Origin of the sequence: Mycoplasma leachii PG50, from assembly GCF_000183365.1 — a bacterium.
Lineage (GTDB): Bacteria > Bacillota_I > Bacilli_A > Mycoplasmatales > Mycoplasmataceae > Mycoplasma > Mycoplasma leachii.
Genome location: NC_014751.1, coordinates 233,321 through 256,290 on the forward strand (window position 1 = coordinate 233,321; position 22,970 = coordinate 256,290).

Sequence of the window (22,970 nt, forward strand, 5' to 3'; positions counted from 1 at the left end):
TCTAGTATTTTTCTAAATCATAAACTATATAAAATATATTTTGTAAGCTAGAAAGGAAAAAGAATGAAAAAAATATTAGATTTTAGAAAGGCTAAAGAGAGTAACTTACACGAATTTTTTTCAAAATTTGCTAAATCAATTTTGACTTTTGTTGCTCTTTTACCTGCAGCTGGATTGACAATTATTTTAGGAAAAATAATTGGTCCTTTAGGTTTAGGACAAATTAAGGCTTCAGCTAAAGTGTTTAATCAGATTGGTGGTGTTATTGAAACTGTTGGTTGAGCAGTTTTTAGTCATATGGGTTTATTATTTGCTGTTGCAATTGGTGGTACTTGATCTAAAAATAGATATGGTGGTTCATTTGCTGCTGCGTTTGCATATTTTATTTTATTAGCTGTTGGTTCTTCAATGTTTATAACAAGAACCGATCCTAATACTAAAGAATTACAATTTTTAAACTACATTTTAGGTAGATGAGAAAAACATGAATTATTTTTTAGTAGCCAAGAAGGAGTTATGTCTATTAGATATGATGCTATTGGTGGAATTATAATGGGATTTGTTGGTGCTACAATTTATAATAAGTATTACAACTTTAACAAATTACCACAAGCATTATCATTTTTTAATGGTGCAAGATTTGTTCCTTTTATGGTAATTATTATTGTATTACCAATATCTGTTGGTATTGGATTAATTTGACCATTATTTCAAACTGTAATTAATTATTTAGGAAATTTTTTTGCAAAAGAACAAAAATTAAAATTCCTAGCTCCATTTTTATATGGAACTTCAGAAAGATTATTATTGCCATTTGGATTACACCATATGATTACAATTCCTATGAATTATAGTCAATTAGGTGGAAATGTAGATTTTACAAACTCAAGTCAATTTACTAATACAAATGAACAAAATGCTAAGATTATTGCTGAATTTTTTAACAGTTTATCAAACAAGGAAGATTTAAAAGCACAAGGACAAGAAAAAATCTGATTGAGTTGAATTACTGCTTTAGGAAATATAAAAAGTGGATGAACTGATTATGCAGCAAACCATAGTAATGTTAGTGGATTATCAATGCAGCAAGCTTATGAAATAGTATTAGATTCAGTTGTATCAGTAAGATTTAAAGTTGGACAAATGATTACTTCATCAGGTTCATTAGTTGGTGCTGGATTAGGTATGGCATTTGCAATTCCCAAAGAAAAAAGAGCTAAATATTCTTCAATTTATTTTTCAGGATTAGCTGCTTGTTTATTAACTGGAGTTACTGAACCAATTGAATTTATTTTTATGTTTTCAGCTCCTTTATTATATGTTTTACATGCAGTTTTAACTGGAATAGCATTTGGAATTAGTGATTTTATTCCAATGAGAATTCACGCATTTGGAGGAATTGAAACATTAGTTAAATACTTATTTGTATTTGGTCCAACTTCAATAACTGGAATTGGTATTAAAGGTATTTTATGAATTCAAGGTTTATGATTATTATTAGTAACTATTGGTTTTGGTGGAATTTATTTTGTTGTATTTTACTTCTTTACTAAAAAAACTAAACCAGCAATACCTGGATTTACTAATGATGAATTAATAACTAATATTGAAGAAAAACAAGAAGTCAAAGAAAAGACAATAAAAACAGATAAAACTGTTAAAGTTATAATTGATTTATTAGGTGGATTAGATAATCTAGAAGATATTGATGCATGTATGACTAGATTAAGAGTTAAAGTTAAAGATAAAACAAAAGTTGAAAATAAATTTAAAGAACTAACTGGAGCTGTTGGTGTTTTAAATAAAGGAAGTTCATTACAAATTGTTTATGGTCCAAAAGCTGACATATATAAAGGTGAAATATTAGAGTTATTAGAAAGAAATAAAAATGCCAAAACCAAATAATATCACTAGAGAAATGTTAAAATATTCGTTTCCAATTAAACAAAGAATTTTTGATCCTAAAAATGAATATTGAATAACAACTAAAGTTTCTGATCTTTGAACGACTAATAATAATTTATTTATTGAGATCACTTTTTCAAATTTACAAAAAGCAACTTTTCAAATTCAACTTTTTGAATCAAATATTATTAACCTAAAGCTATGACAAAAGATAATACCCACTTTATTTAATGAACATTTAAATAGTAATTTAAAACAAAGACCAATTAAGTTTATAAAAACTAAAGATCAAATAATTATTGATCTAGATAAAGATGAAAAGTTAGTTTTTAACATCAACCCTTTTGTTTTAATGATTTTAGATAGTAAAAAAAATATTAAAACTAGAACTACTTTAAGAACTGGATATCAATTTTTTGAAGGCTTTATTAATCCTAATTTAGGAATTGAAATTGATCAAAATAAAAATCAGAGATTTTTTATGTCATTTGATATTGAAAATGATGAAAAATTCTATGGACTTGGCGAAAAATTTAGACCTTTAGTTAAAAATGGAGTTGAGTCTGTTATTTGAAACTCTGACAATTCTTGTGTAACAAATAATGATTTAGCCTATAATGGTTTACCATTATTATATTCAACTAATAAGTGAGGATTTTTAGTTAATACAAGTTGCAAAACTACATTTGAAATAGGTTCTCCAACAACTGATATATTATCTTTTAAAGTTGATCAAGATTTTTTAGATTTATATTTATTTTCAAATCAAAGCTTAAAAGAATTAGTATCAAGTTATACTTTATTAACTAATAGAATTTCAAAAGTTCCAGATATTGGATATGGAGTTTGATTAAATAGACTTTATTATCATAACTATGAAGAATTATTTGAAGCAATTAATAAGGTAAAAGAATTAAATTATCCACTAGATGTTATTACTTTAGATCCAAAATGGTTAAAAAATAGATATACAAAAAGTTGTAATTTTGAATATAATACTGATGCTTTTGGTGATTTTAAAAAACTATTTGATGATGTTAAAGCTAATGGTTTAGAAATGTGTTTTTGAATTAATCCATACATTCAAAATGATGGGTTAGAAAATTCTAAATTTTTATTTGAAAATAATTTGCTAGTTAAAAGTAAAAATGGTGGCTATGCTCATCCTTGAACAGGAACTGAAACATATCAAGAAAATAATTACATAATTGATTTTACAAATCCAAAAGCTTATAAGTGATATAAAGATCAAATCAAAAAACTATTTAACTTAGGTTTAAGATTTGTTAAACCTGATTATGGTGATGGCTTACCTGAAGATGCTATTTTATTTAATAATTATCAAGCAAAAGATTTTAAACAATATTTTATGTTTTTATATGTTAAATGTTGTTATGAAGCTGGTGAAGAGTTTTTTGGATCTGGTAAAAATGTTGTAGTTAGTCGTCCTGGATATATTGGAACTCAAAAATTTGTTGGTAAATGATCTGGAGATAGTATAACTAGTTTTAGTGATTTAAAAAATCATTTACAAGCAGGTCTTTCTTTGAGTTTAGCTGGTGAAGTGATTTGAGGAACTGATATTGGAGGATTTGTTCAATCTAAAGATTTTAGTTTAGATTTATATAATCGTTGAACTCAAGTAGGAATGTTAAATACTTTTTCAAGATATCATGCTTTAGGTCAAAGAGAACCTTGAAGATTTGACAAAAACACTTTAGATAATTCAATTAAATGAGCTAGATTTAAAAAAACTTTATTACCAGAATTTAAAGTTTGAGAACAAGAATCAATTAAAAAAGGATTACCAATACTAAGACCGATGGTTTTAGAAAATGAAAATAATAAAATTGCTAGATTAATAGATGATCAATATTATATTGGTCAAAATATTTTAGTGTGTCCAATATTAAAAGAAAATTCAACTAATAGAGAAGTTTTCTTACCAGATGGATCTTGATATAAATTAGATGACAAATCAAAAATATATCAAGGTAACTGTTTATATAGTTTTGATGTATGTTGAGATGAGATTTTAATATTTGTTAAAAATAATTCAGCTATTTTAAGATTTGATAATGGTAATTATAATTTTAAAAATGTTAAAGATCAAGTTATAGAAATTGATATTTATGGTCAAGTTGATAATTTAGAGTATCAATTTGAAATAGGTGATGTTTTAAATAAAATATCTATTATTAATAATCAAATTTATCCTAATTCAAACCACAAATTTATTGTAAAAAAATAATATTAGTTTAATAAATTTTAATAAAAGAAAAAACTGAACAATTTTCTTATTTACAAGTTAATTAGTTCAGTTTTTTAGTAATTTAAAATAATAAAATTTAATACTAGTTATTAATATCTATGTGTCTAAATATTAGTTATTAGATAGTTTAAAATGTTATTATATACTTAGAATTAAAGGAGATATATATGATTAAATTTAATGATAAAAAAGAAGAATTAACTTTAGTTTGTTTAACTGAAGTTAATGATAAACCTTATGTATCAGATACTGATTTATCAACTACATTTATTAGTGAAGATAAAACCATTTATATGGTAATTAAAAAAGATAATAAATGTTTAAAAACTAAAATTAGAAATGCCTTTAAAAAATTTGTTCTAGCTAATAAATTTAATTTAAATGTTGACGTTGATTCATTTTTAGTATTTTTTGATATGTGTGGATGTAAAAAAGATGCTATTGAAGCAATTTATGAAACAATTGCTTTTGAAACATTTGATAAAGTAAGTTATAAAAAAGATAGTAAACCAAACGAAGTAGTTTATAATCTTATCACAAATGAAGATGTTAAAGAACTAGAAGAAAAAGAAGCTATTAAAATGGAGTTTGTAAACTTTGCAAGAACTTTACAAGATACTCCACCAAATATTGCAACAAGTGAATATTTAGCTGAAAAAGTAGTTGAAAAGGCAAAAGAAATTGATGGACTTAAAGTTACTGTTTTAGGTAAAAAAGAAGCTACTAAATTAGGAATGAACTTATTTTTAGCAGTTAATGCAGGATCACCATATGAACCACAAGCTGTAGTTTTAGAATATGTTGGTGATGAAAATGAACCAAAAAAAGCTCTAGTTGGAAAAGGAATTACTTTTGATAGTGGTGGGTATAATTTAAAACCTTCAAGTGCTATGGAAGGTATGAAATTTGATATGTCTGGAGCTGCTATTATGTTATCAACTGTTATGGCATTAGCTAAAATGAAAGCTAAAGTTAATGTTGTTGGAATTGGTATGTTTACAGATAATAGAATTGGGTCAACTGCTACTTTACCTCAATCAGTAATAAAATCAATGAATGGATTAACTGTTGAAATTGACAATACAGATGCTGAAGGAAGATTAGTATTAGCTGATGGAATTACTTATGTAATTAGAGAAAAACAAGCAACTGAAATTTGAGAAGCTTCAACTTTAACTGGAGCTATGGTAATTGCTTTAGGAAGTTATGCTACTGGAGTATTTACAAATTGTGATAAAAGATGAGAATTGATTTCTCAAACATCACACAAAACTAGTGAAAGAGTATGAAGAATGCCAATCTTTGATGAACACTTAGAAAAAGTTAAAGCAGATAGTGTAAATGCTGATTTAACTAATGCTGCTAAAGGAAGGGAAGCTGGTAGTTCTACTGCTGCAGCCTTTTTAAGTGCATTTGCTGAAGAAAAACCATTTGTTCACTTTGATATAGCTGGAACTGCAGATAAAGCTGGTAGAGGACAAGCAGTTCTAGTTAGAACTTTATTTGAAATATTTAATAAATAATAAAAATAATCATTTTGTGCAAAATAATTAGAAATAATTTATTTTACAGTTCCAATTTAATAATTAAATTAAAAAGGATCTATTAAAGATCCTTTTTTTCAATAATTGTAAATATTTTTTTATTTTAAAAAAAAATTACAAAAATAATAATATACATTTACTTGTAAATTTAGTTATAACATTAAAAAAATCATAAGATTTCTAAAAAATAAAATCTTATTTTGAATAGGTAATGCTTATGTTAAATTTAGGAAGATTTTCATTTCCAAATGTGTTTTGAACTTCTTTATTAAAGTCTTTAGTTATAATAACTTTTTTTACATCTCATTTACTTAAATTTTGTGAGAATGATTTGGCTCTACTAAATGTTCCTTGCATATTTTCAACATTAGAAGTAACTCAATTGGAAATATTTCGGTTGAATGATACTGCACCTGCAAAAGTATTGTATAAACTTTTAACTTTTGACACATCTTAAGTTGCAATATTTCCATTAAAATTAGTAGCATCTCAAAACATTTGATTAATATTAGCTAAGCTAGAAGTTTCTCATTTATCTAAATCTTGATTAAATTTCTCTGCGCCTGCAAACATATCATCCATATCTCTAACATTGTTTACTTTTCATTCGTTTAAAGGCTGATTAAATTTTGCAGCATCCTTAAACATACCACTCATATCAACAACATTTGAAGTATTTCATTTTGATATATCCTGATTAAAATTAGATGCACCATCAAAAACAGTAGACATTTTTTTAATATTTTTAGTATCTCATAAATCTAAGTTTTCTACTTTTGATATTTTAGATTTAGAAAAAGCATCTTTAAGTGAATTAATTTTTAATGGCAAGTGCTTTGGAACTTCTGTAATAGTTTCTTGAATTTTATTAATTTGTACATTTGTATTTGAATTCTTTTTATATCCTATTTGAATTAGTTTTTTCTTATCAGAAGAATAAATCGTTTCTACTTCATTATTTAAAACTTTTTTAGGAGTAAAAATCACACTAGAACCATAAAGTCTTAATTTAATAGTATTTTTATTAGCGCTATTCTTATCTTCTTTTAGATTTTCATTTTCATTAACACCATTTTCAAGTTCAAGTTCATTTAAATCTTGTTCTTTTGCATAGACTAACAATTGATCTAAAACATCTTTATAGGTGTGAAATGCTGCAAAACCATTTTCTTGTTGTTTAAAAATTGCTTGTAATTTATTTTTTTCTTCTTCAGTTGCTGGTCTTCTAGGTTTTTCTTTTTTTGGATTAGAATTATTTGATTGATCTGATGACATTTGATCAGAATTTGTATTCTCTCTATTTTGATTGTCAGATTTATAATTATTATTTTTACAACCAATTACAAATAAGCTTGATGTAGCTATTAAACCAAGTGATGATAAAATTGTTAATAATTTCTTCATTTCTTTTCCTTTTTAAATAGATGAATTTGATTTAAACATTTTAATTTTAATATAAAAAAAAAAAAAAAAATCAAGATTTTTTTACGTTATTTTTCATAACATTCATAGCAATTATTAATAAATAAAAACACTAAATACCAATAAAAAAATGAGATTGCTCTCACTTTAATGTTAATATTAAATTTAAAAAAATAATAAAACAATTTACTTATTAATAATTAATATATTAACTTTTATTTTTTAACAAATTTACCTTGAGCTAAATTAGCATTTCCTCCACCTTTAGTTTCATAACCTTCTAAATTGTTAAAAATATCAATTGCTTTATATTTATTTTGTAAACTTTGACCAACTGCAACAACTATAAAATTATTTTCTTTTGTACTACTTAATAAAATAACAATTAAATCATTGTATTTATTTCTTAAATCATCTGCTAGTTGTTTTAAATCTTTAATAGTTAAATCAGTAGTTTCTAATCGAATTTCATTAATATTATCTTTATTTAAACTAGGAGTTAGGTCTTTATATTTTAATAATTTATTAGCTGTAATTAAATCATTAACTTTTTTATCATAATCTTTATTAACTTCTTTTAATTGATCTAATAAATCTTTTATTACTAATAAATTGTCTTTATTAATAGTAATATTTTTTATTTGTAAATAAATATTTTCTAATTGATCATTTTTTAATAGATCTTTATTTTGATTATATTTATCAATAATAGATTCAGCTTGGTCTTTATATGCTTTAAATTGTTCATTTAAATACTCATTAACTGCTCTAAATGAAGTTAAACATTTAATTCTATATAGACCACTACCTTTTGATTCAATTCCAGTTATAATAAAATCTTCTATTTCACTAGTATTATTAACATGAGTTCCACCACAAAGCTCTGAAGAAAAATCACCAAATTTAATAACTCTAACTATTTGATCATATTTTTCAGTAAAAAATGCTAAGGCTTGGTGTTTTTTTACTGATTCTTCTAAACTACAAAAATAAGTTTGTCTATCAATTTTATTTTTAATTTTTTCTAATACTAAGTTTTGAGCTTTTAAAAGTTCTTCACTAGTTGGTAATCTGTGATAAGTAAAGTCCATTCTCAAACCATTTTCATCATTATATGAACCAGATTGCATTACATTAGTTCCTAAAACTTCTCTTAAAGCATAATGGATCATATGAGTTCCTGAGTGATTTTTCATTGTATAGATTCTTTTTTCTTCCTCAACTCTACAATTTATCAAATCGTTTACTTTTAAAGTACCTTGAACTTTTATTCTATGAATATTTTGATGCGTAGGTCCTTGTTGAACATCAATTACAAAACCTTTCATTTGATCATTAAAAATAATTCCACTATCAGCAGCTTGTCCACCTTTTTCAGCATAAAAAGGAGTTTTATCTAAAATTACAAACGCTTCTTGATCAGTTATTGATTCTACTTGTTTTTGATCTGTAAACATATAAATAACTTTAACATTATCTCTACTTAGTTCAGATCATCCAGTAAATTCAGATTCTACTTTTAGTTTTGTAAATAATTCATTTTGTTTATCTCAAGCTTTTAGATCTTTTCTAGCGTTTCTTGTTGCTTGTTTTGCTTGTTCTAATAAATTGTTAAATCCTTCAACATCAACTTGTACATTAGAAAGTTCAGAAATCTCAATAGTTTGCTCAATTGGAAAACCATATGATTCAAATAATAATAAAGCATCTTTACCACTAACTATATTTTTTGTTTTAATAATATTTTCTAAAAGATCATATCCTTTTGATAAAGTTTTTAAAAACTTTTCTTCTTCATCTTTAATAGTTTGTTCTACTAAAGTTTTTCTATCAATTAAATAAGGATAAAATTCTTTCATTGACTCAATTACACTATCAACTAATTTATATAAAAATGCTTGTTTAATTCCTAATTCTTTTCCAAAAACACAAGATCTTCTAATTAATCTTCTAATAATATATCCTCTATCTTTATTACCAGGAAATACACCATCAGAAATTGCGAAAACTGTAGCTCTTATATGATCTGCTATTACTTTAAAAGCAGTATTAATTCTAGTTTGCTTTTTATTAGGATTAAAATAATTATCAATTGAGTATTTAAATTGGTTATTAGTTAGTTGTTCAACTTTTTTAATAGTTGGATAAAAAATGTCAGTTTCAAAGTTAGTAGGAGTGTTTTGAAAAATTGAAGCAAATCTTTCTAATCCAGCACCAGTATCTATATTTTTTCTAGGTAATTCAACATAGTTATTGTTTCCATCATTATTAAATTGAGAAAAAACAATATTTCAAACTTCAATATAACGATCATTTTCAATATTATCACTAATTAATCTAGATCCAATTTTATTTGGATCTCAAACTTCACCTCTATCATAAAAAATTTCAGTATTTGGTCCACAAGGTCCTTGACCTACATCTCAAAAATTAGTTTTTCTAGATAATCTAAAAATGTGATCTTCATCAATTTTAATAACATCTTTTCAGATATTGTAAGCTTCAATATCTTCATTAAAAACAGTAATATATAGCTTATTTTTATCAATATCAAAATAATTTTTATCTGTTAAAAGTTCTCAAGCTAATTGAATAGCCTCTTTTTTAAAATAATCACCAATTGAAAAGTTACCAAGCATTTCAAACATAGTATGATGACGTGCTGTAACCCCAACATTTTCAATATCATTAGTTCTAATCGCTTTTTGAGAGTTAGTTAGTCTTGGTGAAGGCGGTGTTTTTCTACCATCAAAATATGGTTTTAAAGTAGCAACTCCTGAATTAATTCATAATAGTGATGGATCATCAACTGGAATTAGAGATACTGGCTCTAAAAAATAATGATTTTTAGAAATAAAAAAATCTAATCAGATTTTTCTTATTTGATTAGTTGACAATTTTTTCATAAAACCTCCTAATAATAAATAGATTATATAGATATATGAGTATTTAATAACTACCTATTAGTTAAAATCTAAATTTTAAATACTAAAAATAAAATAATTGTTAAAATTAACATTAAAAATCCACTTAAATAAAAAATTTTTTTTAATCTAATTAATTTAGCTTCTTTTAATTCTAATGTTTTTTGATATCTTCTTCTTCTGTCGTTAAAAAATTTTGTTGCTTGTCTATTTTTAATAAACCCAATTATAAATCCTATAAAAAATAAAATTGCTGTATATAAAACATTAAAGTAATTAATTCCTTTTCAATTACTTAAATGACTAATATTTAGTGTTAAATACCCAACTAAAACACTAATTAAAGATCCAATTATAAATATTAAAAAAACAATTAATCAACCAATTCATCCTAGTTTTTTTTCTTGTTGATATTCATAAAAATTCATTTTAAATTCACTAGAATCATAAACGCTTTCAATTGTTTGATTAACTTGTTTTTTATGTTGTTCTTTAGTGTACTTGTCAATTTCTTTTAGTTCTTTAAATACTTTAGATTTTTGCATATTAAACATACCTTTTCATTTTTAGAATATAACAAATCAAATAAAAAAATAGAGTTTTTTTTATTTTTTTATTAAATTTGAAAAATATTTTGATACTATTAAAAAAATATATTAATAAATTTTTGAGTGGTTTTAATAGAACTATATTTCTAGTAAATAAGTTAATTTGATTAACTTATTTTGCTTTTTAATATATTTTAATAGAAAGGAAAAGCTTTATGAAATCAACATTAAAAACTAAACAAGAAGCGTTTGATTTAAATTCTGAATTGCTTCTTGATGATTTTAGTTTACTTAATGAAACTAATCAACAACATAAAGTAAGTAAATGGACTACTTTTAAATATTGATATTATGATACATCAGCAAATATTTATAAGTATTTTGTAAGACATCCATTATATGGTTATTCATTTAAGCGTATTTTATATGGTTTAATTACTTTATTATTATCGATCATTATTTTATATGTTGTGATACGTTTGATTACTCCGGATACAAAATATCTACCACCAGACATTGAAAAAACTGGTTTATCTAGAGCTCAACAAGATAAGTTATTAGAAGATCGTATGAAACGCTTTGGAGTTTATGGTCCTTTAATTCCACAAATTCTTACATATTTAAAGAACATCACACCATTTATTCCTAAACAAATTGTTTTAGGTTCAGAAGTAACTATTTTACAAAATGGTAATGCAATTATTGATTCATCAAAACTAATTACTGAAACTAGATGAGTTTATTTAGGTGTAACAACAGCTACAACTATTGCTGAAGAAGGTAGTGATGCTTTATCAATATTTTTAAAAGCAATGCCATACTCATTTGCTATTGGTTCAGTTTCAGTTTTAATTAGTTATGCTTTAGCAATTTTAATTGGTGTTAGAGCTGCTAAGAAAAAAGGAAAATTATTTGACAATGTATTTAATGGAATTTCAGCTTTATTATTAGCAATTCCATCAATTGTTATTATTATTGGAACATTTATTTTTTCAGTAGCTGTTTTAGGAAATTCAGGAATTTATAATACAGGAAGTTTTGCAACTAGATTTTGACCTATTTTTGCAATTGTTGTAATTAATTTACCAGGTATTGCTACATTTGTAAGAAGATACATAGTTGATGAAATGACTGTTGATTATGCTAAATTTGCTTTAGCTAAAGGAACTAGTTCAAATAAAACTTATTATGTACATATCTTTAGAAATGCTGGAGTAAGAATTATAAGAAGTATTCCAAGTGAAATTATTTTAACAGTATTTGGATCTTCAATGATTGTTGAAACTCAATGAGCTATTCCTGGAATGGGTAGATTAATTAAAGAATCAGCTGGAGGAAATGACTTTTTTGTATTTTTAGGATTTACAGTTTTATCTTCATTTGTAAGTATTTTTGCAAAATTACTAGCTGATTTAGTTCACGTGTTATTAGATCCAAGAGTAAGTTTAACTAAAGACTAGAAAGGAGTGATTTATATGAAAACAAAACAATTAGAACAACCAGATTTTTCAGCACTTTTAGATAGTGAAAGAGAAGCGTTTTTTAAAAGACATGGTTTAGATATTTATCAAATAGATCACTCTTTATTTGAATTAGTTGGTTCACAAGCTCAAACTAGTGAAACTATTATTACAAAACCATATAGTTATTGAAAAGCTGTTGGTAAGATTTTAATTACTAGTAAAGTATTTATTATTTGTTCAATTATTCTATTAACTTTATTATTAACTTCAATAATTGTTCCTTATGGAAAAGAAGCAATTCCTTTGAAAACACCTGGTACATCTCAAGAACACCCATCTATGAAATATTGATTTGGACTAGGTAGAAATGGTGAAGATTATTGAATTGAGATTTGATTAGGTCTAAGAAGTAGTTTATCTTTTGCTTTTGTTATGACCTTTTTACAATTATCAATTGGAATTATTATGGGATTAATTTGAGGATATTATAGAAAATTAGATATTCTATTCTACCAATTAACTTCATTAATTCTAGTTATTCCACAACTAATTTTAATTATTGTTATTATGTCAGTATTTGGTATTGGATATTGACCAATGATTTTAGGGATTGTTATTCAAGCTTGAATTGGTCCAGCATTTAGTATTAGAATTTTAGTTTTATCAATTAGAGATGCTGATTATAATATTGCTTCAATTACACTAGGAACTAGATCAGATAAAATTATTAGAAAAAATGTTTTACCAAAAATTTTACCAGTATTAATTCAAGTATCAACATTTTCAATTCCAACAGCAATTGCAATTGAATCAACTCTAGCTTATTTTGATAGAGGATTTGTTGATGGTAAAGTAAATACTTCACTTGGAAAAATTTTACAATCAATCATGCAATCAAGTGAATGACAAGTTTATCCACACTTAATTGTTTTACCAATTTTATTTATTTGTATTATTTCAACTTTATTTTTCTTAGTATTAAAAGTATTTGCTGATTCACTAGATCCAAAAAACCACAGATAGAAAGGACATATTTATGAAAAACGTTATCTTATCAATTAAAGACTTAGTAGTAAAATTTCGTGTCCGTTCTAAAGTTTTAACTTCTATTAGAAATATTAGTTTTGATATTTATGATGGTGAAACTGTTGCTATAGTTGGTGAATCTGGATCAGGGAAATCAGTATTAACTAAAACTTTAACTAATATGTTAGAGTCAAATGGTTATATTGCTAATGGATCAATTATGTATTATCCAAATAAAGCTACTAGAGAAAATGAATCAGCTGTTTTTAAAAAAGATACTGATTTAGTTGAGTTTCATAAAAATTCTTTAGAAAGTGAATCTAGAAAAGGAATTAAAAAATACAATAATAAAAAAATTAAAGATGCTTTAGCTGTTATTGAAGAATTAAAAGAATCAACTATTGAATCTTTAAATTTAAAAATTGATGAATTGCAACAACAAGCAGATTTATTAAAAAAATACGAATTTACTAATAGTACAAAAAAACTAGTTAAAAGAAATGAGTATTTAGAACAAATTAAACAATTAAGAGAACAAATTGAATGAAAAAAAGATCCTAAGAAATTAGACTTTGAAATTCAACAACTAGAAAAAACTATTCAAACTGTTAAAAAAGAAATTTACAATTTTAAAACAGTTAATATTTATAAAAAATTTAGATATTTTCAAATTATTAATTTAATTAATAAAGTTAATAATAATCAACTAGAAGATATAAATAAATTAGAACCACATATTAAGTGATTAGATGAAATCGAATATAAAAATAATTTTGAAAGCTTAGCTTTAGAAATTTTATATGATATTAAATCTAATCAAACTAAAAAACTAGATCAAGAAAAACTAGAAACTTTAAAAGAGTTATGAGATTTTATTAAACGTTTTAATTTTTGAATTAAAAGAAGTACTGATAAAAATCTACAACATTTACGTGGTGGAACTATTGCTACAATTTTTCAAGATCCTATGACTTCTTTAAACCCTTTATTAAGTGTTGGTTATCAAATTAGTGAAGTTTTAAGAAATCATAGTAAATTAAATAGAGCTGAAGCTAAAGTTGAAGCTATTAATTTAATGAAAAGAGTAGGAATACCTAATGCTGAAAAGCGTTATAAAGATTTACCTGGTAAATATTCAGGTGGGATGAGACAAAGAGTTGTTATTGCTATTGCTTTAGCATGTAGACCTAAGATTTTAATTTGTGATGAGCCAACAACTGCACTTGATGTAACTATTCAAGCTCAAATTCTAGATCTAATTAAAGAATTAAAAGAAGAATATAAATTTACAGTAATTTTTATTACTCACGATTTAGGAGTTGTTGCAAATATTGCTGATAGAGTTGCTGTTATGTATGCTGGTCAAATTATTGAATATGGAACTACACAAGATGTATTCTTTAATTCAAAACACCCATACACTTGAGCATTATTATCATCACTTCCACAATTAGGAACTAAAGGTGAAGAATTATATTCAATTAGTGGTACTCCACCTTCATTATTTAAAGAAATTAAAGCTGATGCATTTGCACCAAGAAACACATTTGCTTTAGCAGTTGATTATAAATATGAACCACCAATGTTTAAAATATCAGATACTCACTATGCAAAAACTTGATTATTAGATCCACGTGCTCCAAAAATTAAACGTCCAAAACAGTTAAATAATCTAAAAAAAGCTGTTTCAGATTCAAAGGTTGGTGAATAAAATGATAAAAAAGAAAAATGAAGCAATTTTAAAAGTTCGAGACCTTTTGATTGAATTTGGAAACGGTAGAAATAAATTAAAAGCTGTTAAAGGAGTAACTTTTGATGTTTATAAAGGTGAAACTTTTGGATTAGTTGGTGAATCTGGATCTGGTAAAACTACAATTGGAAGAGCAATTATTGGAATTCAACCAGTAAGTGATGGAGCAATTTATTTTGAAAATAAACTATTAAGAGGTAAATCTCCTGATGTTTATAAAATTAATCAAAAAATTGCAAGACACTTATATATCATGCAACAAAACCAATTAACTACTTCACTTAGTTTAAATGATTATTCTAATGAATTTAAAAGAGTTTATTATAAATATGTTCAATCTAAGTTTTTTGACTTTAAAACTCAAGAATTAAAAGATTATGAAGATGGTAAGTCAAGAATTATTAAAGAAGGGGTTAATTTAAATACAACTAAATTAGTAAGTGTTAAAAAGAATGCTAATTTATCAATTGTTATTCAAGCAATTACTGATAATTTAAAACGTTTATTAAAAATTATTAGATTACAAGAAAAAGCAGCAAGAATTACTAAAAACATTTCAAAACATACAAGTGTTAAAGTAGAATTACAAGATGCAATTAACAAATATCAAGACTTTGTTCATGATTCAATTTTAAAAGTTAAAGATTTAGAAAATACTATTTATAATACTTTACAAGAAATGCTAGCTATTAGAAATAATGTTAATGAAGGTAAATATACTTCAGTAACTAAGTTTTTCGATGAAATGGGTTCAAGATTAAAATTAGTTATTAAAAGTCAAAAACTAATTACTCCTAAACTTGAAGATGCTAGTCATGATCAATTAATGAACTTAGCTTTAACTTGTCCAAAATACAAAAACAGTTATTATTTAAAAAAATTAAAACAAAGAATTGACTATTTAAATTTAAATAATAAAACTGAACTAGCTGAAGAATATCAATCAGTTATACAAACTGTTGAAAATAGTGATTTTTATGATAATTTAAAAACTGCTGAAATTTTTAAATCACCAAATAAAAAAGAACTAAAAGAAAATAAAAAAGACATGCAAATGATCTTTCAAGATCCAAGTTCATCATTAAATGAAAGAATGGCTGTTGAAGAAATCATTAAAGAAGGTTTAGATAACTTTCCTGAACTTTATTCAAATGATGAAGTTAAAAAAGCATATCAACAATGATTTAATCAAAAAAATCCAGAAAATAAAATAGCTGAAATCTCAGAAATTGATAAAAAAGATATCAAGAGATTTTTAATTAACCAATTATTAGAAACTGTTGGATTATTACCTGAACACTTATCAAGATATCCTCATGAGTTTTCTGGTGGTCAACGTCAAAGAATTGGTATTGCAAGAGCTTTAATTATGAAACCTAAATTTGTTGTAGCTGATGAACCAATTTCAGCTTTAGATGTTTCAATTAGAGCTCAAATTATGAACTTATTAGCTAAATTTCAAAAACAATTTGATTTAACTTATATTTTTATTGCTCACGATTTATCAGTTGTAAGATTTGCAACAGATAGAATTGCTGTTATTTATCGTGGTGATATTGTTGAATTAGCTGAATCTAATGAGTTATTTGATTTACCACTACATCCTTATACTAGATCATTATTAAGTGCTATTCCTTTACCAGATCCAATTCAAGAAAGTAAAAAAGTTCACTTTGTTTATCAACCAGAAGTTGAACATCATGATTATTTAGTTGATTTTCCAAAATGAGTAGAAGTTTCTAAAAATCACTTTGTTTATGCTAATGAAAGAGAAATCAAAGCTTATAAAAAACAAATCAAAGCTTATAAAGAACAATTAAAAAATAAATAAGAAAGGAGGAAGTTTTATGAAAAAAGTCTTAGGTATGACATTGCTAGGTTCTATAATAGCTACTGCTGCAGCTTCAGCTGTAAGTTGTTCAGTTGGAATTAGTTTAGATAAAATTTTAAATAGAAAAAATTCTAACACTAAAGTTTTACGTGAACTTACTAACTATTCTTTAGCTAATTTAAACTCAGCAACAAACAATACTTCAAATGATGCTGATATTATTGCTAATTTACAAGATGTATTATTAGCAGTTAATAATCACGATCATTATGAAGGAGCTTTAGCTGAATATTGAGATCATAATAAAGATAGTGATTATTGAAAATTTAGACTTAGAAAAAATGCTTATTGAACTAAAATTGAAAATGGTAAGCAAGTTAAAGGCGATTTAATCACAGGTCAAGATCTTTTTAATACTTTTAGATATGTTTTAAATAAAAATAACCTAGCATTAACTACTGAGCACTTCCTAACCAAATTTAAACATGTCCCCCAATTGATGGATTTTATAAATAAATTATCTGATCCAAAATATGATAAAAGTAGCGGACAAGCAAAACCTGATAAGTTATATGATTCTCGTTTTAATAAAGATCTTCCTGGTGATTTAAGAACAAATGAATTAAGATCAAGCTATTGAATTGATAGAGCTATTTTAGCGTTCAATATTGAACCAACAGATGAAGAAAAAGCTAAAAATTTAGCTTTAGATTTATCAATGTCAACAAAGCAATTAGCTAAAAAATCATTTGAAGAAGGAAAAATTGTTGATAATGGTAAGTCTAAAGAAAAAAACGATAATTCAAATGGATTAGATTCAAGTATTTTTGATATAGGTTTTCATTTATCTAAAAAAATATCATATTTTGAATCAGTAATTTCTTATTTAGCTTTTGCTCCTATTCCTGAAATTGCACTTCTTTATGCTAAAGATAGTGGACAAGAATCTAATATTTATGCTGGAACTAACTATGGTAAACCTTTAGCAAGTAAATCTGGATATAATGGTTTATGATATTCAGGACCTTATGTTATTCAAGACTATTTCCCAGGTTCAAATTTAAATTTAACTAAAAATGAATTTTATTACAATAAAGAAAATGTTCATATTGAAAAAATTCTTTATAGTTATGTTAATAAAGCTGATGCTGCAACTAGAAGATTTTTATTTGAAACTGGCGATGTTTCTTCAACTAGAATTAATGCAAACGATTTAGCTGGTTATAAAAAATATGTTGGTACAGACGAAAGTAATCCTGTATTTGAAGGAACTAATGTTTTAAAACAAAAACCAACAACTACTTGAGCATTTGGATTTAACTTTAATACTAAAGAAACAAGTATTTATGATGATATTAAACTTGATCAAGAAGGTAGCTTAGTTCCAACAAAAAGAAGAGTTAGAACACCTGAAGAAGATAGCATTTTAAATAGAGCTATTGCTTTAAAATCTTTAAGGATAATGACTAGATTTGTTTTAAATAGATCTTTATATGCTAAGTTTTTCTCAGAAGCTAAAGATGGTAATAATCATCCTGTAAGCTCACAATTAAGAAATACTTTTACAAGTAAGTATGTTTCAACTTATGAAGACAAAGAAAAGAAAGTATTAGATAAAAATTCTAAACAAACAGTTGCTGATTATGCTGATTTTTTAGCAAAAAATTATTATGACATAACTAAATATGATGATAATAATAAAAAACTAAATAATACTAATAGCGTATCTTCTACTCCAGCAAGAACAAGAAGAGCAACACCTAGTGGTTCCGGAACTTCATCTACTTCTACAGAAGAACAATCATGAAGTGATTGAATGATTAAAGTGTTACAAAAACATAACTTATATGAGGAAAGTAGATTAACCAGTTGAGCAAATCGTTTTGGTAAGGTAAAAGATAAAAAAGATTTAAAGAATACTGAAAAAGTAAGTGTATATAGTGAAGGTAATGATGCATTTTTAGAAAATGATTTACTGGCATTTACTGCATTCTTAAAAGAAGATCAATTACAATCACAAAATGGCAATGATGATGGTACTTTTGATTTAAAAAGAGACCCTAGCAAAGTTGAATTTAAAAATCCAGAGTTAGCAAAAGAATTTGGTAGCCTAATCGGAGTTTATGACAAGGACTTTGATCCTAAAAAAGATTATCAAAATCAAGATTCAAAGTTATCTACTTTATATAAAAAAATAAATCTGTTAAAAAGACAAGTAAAAGAAGACTTAAAAAATACTTCAGGTATTACAAGTAACAAGCCTATCACTATTCCTTTCTTATTAGATCCAACAGGAGCAGATGATTTTAAAATTAAAATTCAACGTCTATTTGGAGCATTTAACTATTTAGTTAGAAATAAAGGAAATGGCGATATTGATTCTCCGTTTGTATTTGATATAGATAAACCAATTGATCAATCTGCATATCTAAAACAAAGAAGAGATAGTAAATTTGGTCTAGGTGCATTTGGATGATCTCCAGATTATGATGATCCAACTAACTATTTAGCAACTTTAAAATATGGTGGTGTTTATGAACATATTCAAGGTTGAAAAAAACTATTTAATGGATCTGAATTAAATTCTACAAATGGTTCAAATAAAAAAGGTATTAAATTAACCTTAAAGAAAAGTGATGAAACTTCAGAAAAAGCATTTAAAGAATTAAAAGATGCTTTACAATTCTTCACTAACGAATTAACAGAAATTGATGAAAATGAAGTTGATATATATAAAAGATATACTAGACTAGCTCAACTAGAAAACTTCTATACTTTATCATCAGCCATTATTATTCCTACTCATACTCATCAAGCAGACACATTACCAATAATTTCTTATCTTGATGAATTTTCAAAACCAACTTGACCAACAGGTTCTCATGCAAGAAGATTAGTTGGAGTTAGAATGTTTGACAAAATTGTTACAAAAGAACAATTTAAAAAACAAAAAGAAAATTTTGACAAAGAAACTTTAAATGGTTATAGATCTGTATATCCAAAAACTTTTGATCAAAAATCAAATAAAAATATCTACTTTGATCAATTTAAAGGAAATTGAAGAGAAGAATGAAAAAAAGAGTATGAAAAAAACAAAAAACTAAATAAATAATTTTATAAGCAATACCTCAAGGTAATGCTTTTTTATCAAAATAGAAATTTAAGAACAGTAAAAATATTATTATTAATTATCGAGCATATAAATTTAATATGATATACATATTTTAGGTGATTAAAATGAAAATGAGTTTTAATATAAAGATTAATAAAAATCTAAAACAGCAAGCTGAAACTATATTTAAACAATTTGGTTTAACTCCAACTCAAGCGATAACTTTATTTTTTAAAGCTACAATTAAACAAAATCATTTGCCTTTTGAACTAGAATTTAATGAAGATACATTACAAACTATTAAAGAAGCTGAAGAACTTTAAAAGATCCAAATACTAAATACTATTCAAGTTTTGAAGAACTTTTAAAGACATTAGATGAATAAACAAAAAAACAGCTTAAAGCTGTTTTTTTATTAAAAATCTATAATATTTTCATCTAATAAGAATTGTTTTAAACCTATATATAAAATTCCGTTTTCATCATATTTAGGTTCAATATCATCATAAACAATTAGTATTTTTATAAATATTAAAAAGTAAACAAGACTTACCGACATTTTTTATTCCAATTATTACTTTTATTTTGTTATTATTTTTCTTACTGATTAATTTATTTAAATAATAATCTCTATTTATTTACATAATTTTAAACCTTGTAATTGAATAATAATATTTAATAAAAATAATGTAATGCTTTATATAAATATTAAATAAAAAGATAGGATTTACCTATCTTTTAAATATCAATTGCATTTGGTTCTAATAAGAATTGTTTTAAACCTAAATAAAGTATTCCATTATCATCATGTTTTGCAATAATATTGTCTTTAACAACAACTATCTTTTTAAAATTATCTTTAATTCTTAATAAAGAATTAGTTTCTTGTTCTCTTTTTTCTCTAGTATTAATGTTATCTGCATATTGAATGTAATATCTTTTATGACCTAAATTAGCAACAAAATCAACTTCAGCTTGTCTTTTTTGTCTAGTATTTGCCTTATTAACTTCATATTCTACCATTCCAACATCCACATTATACCCTCTTTTTATTAACTCGTTATAAATAACATTTTCTGTTAAATGATTATCTTCAATTTGTCTAAAATTTAATCTAGCGTTTCTCAAACCAATATCTGCAAAATAGTATTTAGATGGACTTCTAAAATATTCTGAACCTTTTATGTCATATCTTCTAGCATTAGATAAAACAAAAGATTCTTCAAAATAACTTAAATATTTTTGAATAGTATTAGGTGATATTTTTATTTGATCATTTGCTGCAAATTGTTTTGATAAATTATTAAAACTAACTAAAGAACCTACAACTGATGATACAAAATCTAATAGTTTATCTAATATTTGTTCTTCATTTTTAATATCATATTTTAAAAGTACATCTCTTATATAAGTTGTTTTAAAAAGTTGTTTTAAATGCTGAACTTTTTGCTCTTCAGTTTTTAATTTGTAAATTTCAGGCATTCCACCATAGTTTAAATAATGAGTTAATGCATCTTGTGTATTATCAAATAAATGATAGATTTCACTAAATGAAAATGGCTGAACATGAATTTGATCTCCTCTATCACTAAATTGAGTAAGAATTTCACTTGATAACATTTTTGAATTGCTCCCAGTAATATATAAATCAATATTTGGTATTTTCATTAACCCTAAAACAGTATCAATAAAAGTAATGCTTGGTTCTGTTTCTTTTATATAAGGATTAAATACTGCATAACAAAATTGAATTTCATCAATAAAAACATAATATCTTTTACTTTTACTTTTTATTTGCTTTCTTATATAACTACCTAATGCTAAAGGATCTCTATATTTAATGTTTTCATCTCCATCGAGTTGTAAAGCAATAATTTGCTTTTTTTTAACCCCTGTAGATAATAAATAGTCCTTGTATAAAGTAAATAATAGTTCTGATTTTCCACATCTTCTTATACCTGTTATAACTTTTACTCTGCCATTATCTTTTTTATCTAAAAGCTGATTTAAATAAAAATCTCGAGGTATTATCATATTTTTCATAACATTTACACCTATTAAAATAATTAAGTTGTATTTCCACTTTTTTTGTTCATTATAATTTTATCATAAAAATACCTACGAATAATTAAGGTGTATTTCCACCTTTTTTATTCGAACCCTATTTTTCACAGTTTATTTTAAATTTAATTAACTAAAAATTAGCTAATTTTTATTTATCTAAATAATAAATTAAAATTAATAATAAGTACTACTATAGATAAGAGGTTTTATTATGAAGTTAAAAGACTTAAATTTAAAACGCTTAATTTTAATAGATTTAGATGGAACTACTTTAACTAATCAAAATGATCAAATTCATAAAATAACAAAAAAAGCTATACTTGATGCTCAAAAAAATGGACATATTGTTTGTATAGTTACTGGAAGACCTTTTAGAGCAGTTGAACATATTTATAAAGAATTAAAGCTAACTACTTTATTAGCTAATTTTGATGGTGCACATATTCATGATCCAAATAATAAATTAATGAAAAGAGTAGTTCTACCAATTAATTATGAAATAATTAAACAAATTATTAATGAACCAGTTATTAAAAACAATGTTGAAAATATTTTAATTGAATATTATGATAAGTCTTTATTATGAAAAACTGATAAAGAATTAGAAGATTTTTTTCATCTAAATAAAGTTGAAAATTCAAAAGACTTTCAATTTATTAAAGCTTCACCATATACAGATTGAAAATCACCAAGTAATAATTTAGTTTTAAAATTAAAATCAGATAAGCACAAAGACGAAGTAATTAGAGTTTTAACAAAATATCAAGATGCAATTAAAATTCAAAGCGATATTTTATATGGAATAACTACAAGTAAAACAAAACCAGTAATTACTTTAACTAATAAAAATGCTGATAAAGGTTTTGCAAGTATTTTTTTAGCTCAATATTATAATAAAGATATAAGAGATGTAATAGCATTTGGAGATCAATTAAATGACTATGAAATGTTAAAAACAGTTGGTTGTTCAATTGCTATGAAAAATGGTGTAAATAATTTAAAATTCATAGCTAAGGGTATTACTCATTATACTAATGATGAAGGTGGTTTAGGTCATTATTTAAATTTATTATTAGAAGGAAAAGAAGTTTAAAAAAATAAGAGACTAA

16 protein-coding genes are annotated in these 22,970 nt (G+C 24.6%); 10 read left to right on the forward strand and 6 right to left on the reverse strand.

Annotated elements, in window-relative coordinates; all coding sequences use genetic code 4:
* Window positions 1-63 precede the first annotated feature (63 nt).
* The 3 genes from MSB_RS00995 to MSB_RS01005 all read left to right on the forward strand — a co-directional run bounded on the left by MSB_RS00995 (window position 64) and on the right by MSB_RS01005 (window position 5,700).
* Window positions 64-1,905, forward strand: a complete 1,842-nt coding sequence (locus MSB_RS00995; RefSeq protein WP_013447518.1) for a PTS transporter subunit EIIC — start codon at window positions 64-66, stop codon at window positions 1,903-1,905.
* Complete coding sequence (locus MSB_RS01000; protein ID WP_013447519.1) at window positions 1,889-4,156, forward strand: glycoside hydrolase family 31 protein; 2,268 nt, start codon at window positions 1,889-1,891, stop codon at window positions 4,154-4,156. Before MSB_RS00995 ends, MSB_RS01000 begins: the two co-directional genes overlap by 17 nt.
* A 188-nt stretch (window positions 4,157-4,344) precedes the next feature.
* Entirely contained in the window at window positions 4,345-5,700 is a 1,356-nt protein-coding gene (locus MSB_RS01005; RefSeq protein WP_013447520.1) for a M17 family metallopeptidase, read from the forward strand.
* 216 nt (window positions 5,701-5,916) lie between these two features.
* Here MSB_RS01005 and MSB_RS05135 read toward each other — a convergent pair whose 3' ends face one another.
* From MSB_RS05135 to MSB_RS01020, 4 genes are all read right to left on the reverse strand, one after another.
* Entirely contained in the window at window positions 5,917-6,171 is a 255-nt protein-coding gene (locus MSB_RS05135) for a DUF285 domain-containing protein (RefSeq protein WP_238523225.1), read from the reverse strand.
* A 3-nt stretch (window positions 6,172-6,174) separates the two neighbouring features.
* On the reverse strand, window positions 6,175-7,125 hold the full coding sequence (locus MSB_RS01010; protein WP_013447522.1) for a BspA family leucine-rich repeat surface protein: 951 nt from the start codon (window positions 7,123-7,125) through the stop codon (window positions 6,175-6,177).
* 233 nt (window positions 7,126-7,358) lie between these two features.
* A complete protein-coding gene (gene alaS / locus MSB_RS01015; protein WP_013447523.1) occupies window positions 7,359-10,049 on the reverse strand; it encodes an alanine--tRNA ligase in 2,691 nt (896 codons plus the stop codon).
* A 68-nt stretch (window positions 10,050-10,117) separates the two neighbouring features.
* Window positions 10,118-10,612, reverse strand: a complete 495-nt coding sequence (locus MSB_RS01020; protein ID WP_013447524.1) for a hypothetical protein — start codon at window positions 10,610-10,612, stop codon at window positions 10,118-10,120.
* A gap of 218 nt (window positions 10,613-10,830) precedes the next feature.
* On the opposite strand from MSB_RS01020, the gene oppB reads away from it, so the two are divergent.
* The 6 genes from oppB (at window position 10,831) to MSB_RS01050 (ending at window position 20,120) form a co-directional block, all read left to right on the forward strand.
* A complete protein-coding gene (gene oppB, locus MSB_RS01025; RefSeq protein ID WP_013447525.1) occupies window positions 10,831-12,075 on the forward strand; it encodes an oligopeptide ABC transporter permease OppB in 1,245 nt (414 codons plus the stop codon).
* Window positions 12,076-12,090: 15 nt separating this feature from the next.
* A complete protein-coding gene (gene oppC / locus MSB_RS01030; protein ID WP_013447526.1) occupies window positions 12,091-13,101 on the forward strand; it encodes an oligopeptide ABC transporter permease OppC in 1,011 nt (336 codons plus the stop codon).
* Between the two features lie 13 nt (window positions 13,102-13,114).
* Window positions 13,115-14,815 (forward strand): oligopeptide ABC transporter ATP-binding protein OppD, encoded by a 1,701-nt coding sequence (oppD, locus tag MSB_RS01035; RefSeq protein ID WP_013447527.1) that lies wholly within the window; start codon window positions 13,115-13,117, stop codon window positions 14,813-14,815.
* Window position 14,816: 1 nt separating this feature from the next.
* Window positions 14,817-16,685: an ATP-binding cassette domain-containing protein gene (locus MSB_RS01040; RefSeq protein ID WP_013447528.1), complete on the forward strand. Its 1,869-nt coding sequence runs from the start codon at window positions 14,817-14,819 to the stop codon at window positions 16,683-16,685.
* Window positions 16,686-16,701: 16 nt separating this feature from the next.
* The gene (gene oppA / locus MSB_RS01045; RefSeq protein WP_013447529.1) at window positions 16,702-19,797 is read left to right on the forward strand and encodes an oligopeptide ABC transporter substrate-binding protein OppA; all 3,096 of its coding nucleotides are present in this window, start codon (window positions 16,702-16,704) and stop codon (window positions 19,795-19,797) included.
* Window positions 19,798-19,922: 125 nt separating this feature from the next.
* The gene (locus MSB_RS01050; RefSeq protein WP_013447530.1) at window positions 19,923-20,120 is read left to right on the forward strand and encodes a type II toxin-antitoxin system RelB/DinJ family antitoxin; all 198 of its coding nucleotides are present in this window, start codon (window positions 19,923-19,925) and stop codon (window positions 20,118-20,120) included.
* Window positions 20,121-20,212: 92 nt separating this feature from the next.
* Here MSB_RS01050 and MSB_RS01055 read toward each other — a convergent pair whose 3' ends face one another.
* Window positions 20,213-20,356: a hypothetical protein gene (locus MSB_RS01055; protein ID WP_013447531.1), complete on the reverse strand. Its 144-nt coding sequence runs from the start codon at window positions 20,354-20,356 to the stop codon at window positions 20,213-20,215.
* Window positions 20,357-20,535: 179 nt separating this feature from the next.
* Window positions 20,536-21,840 carry an ATP-binding protein gene (locus MSB_RS01060; protein WP_013447532.1) on the reverse strand — a complete coding sequence of 435 codons (1,305 nt, stop codon included), beginning with the start codon at window positions 21,838-21,840 and terminating at the stop codon, window positions 20,536-20,538.
* Window positions 21,841-22,072: 232 nt separating this feature from the next.
* Between MSB_RS01060 and MSB_RS01065 the strand changes: the two genes are divergently transcribed.
* Window positions 22,073-22,954: a Cof-type HAD-IIB family hydrolase gene (locus MSB_RS01065; RefSeq protein ID WP_013447533.1), complete on the forward strand. Its 882-nt coding sequence runs from the start codon at window positions 22,073-22,075 to the stop codon at window positions 22,952-22,954.
* The last annotated feature ends 16 nt before the right edge of the window (window positions 22,955-22,970 follow it).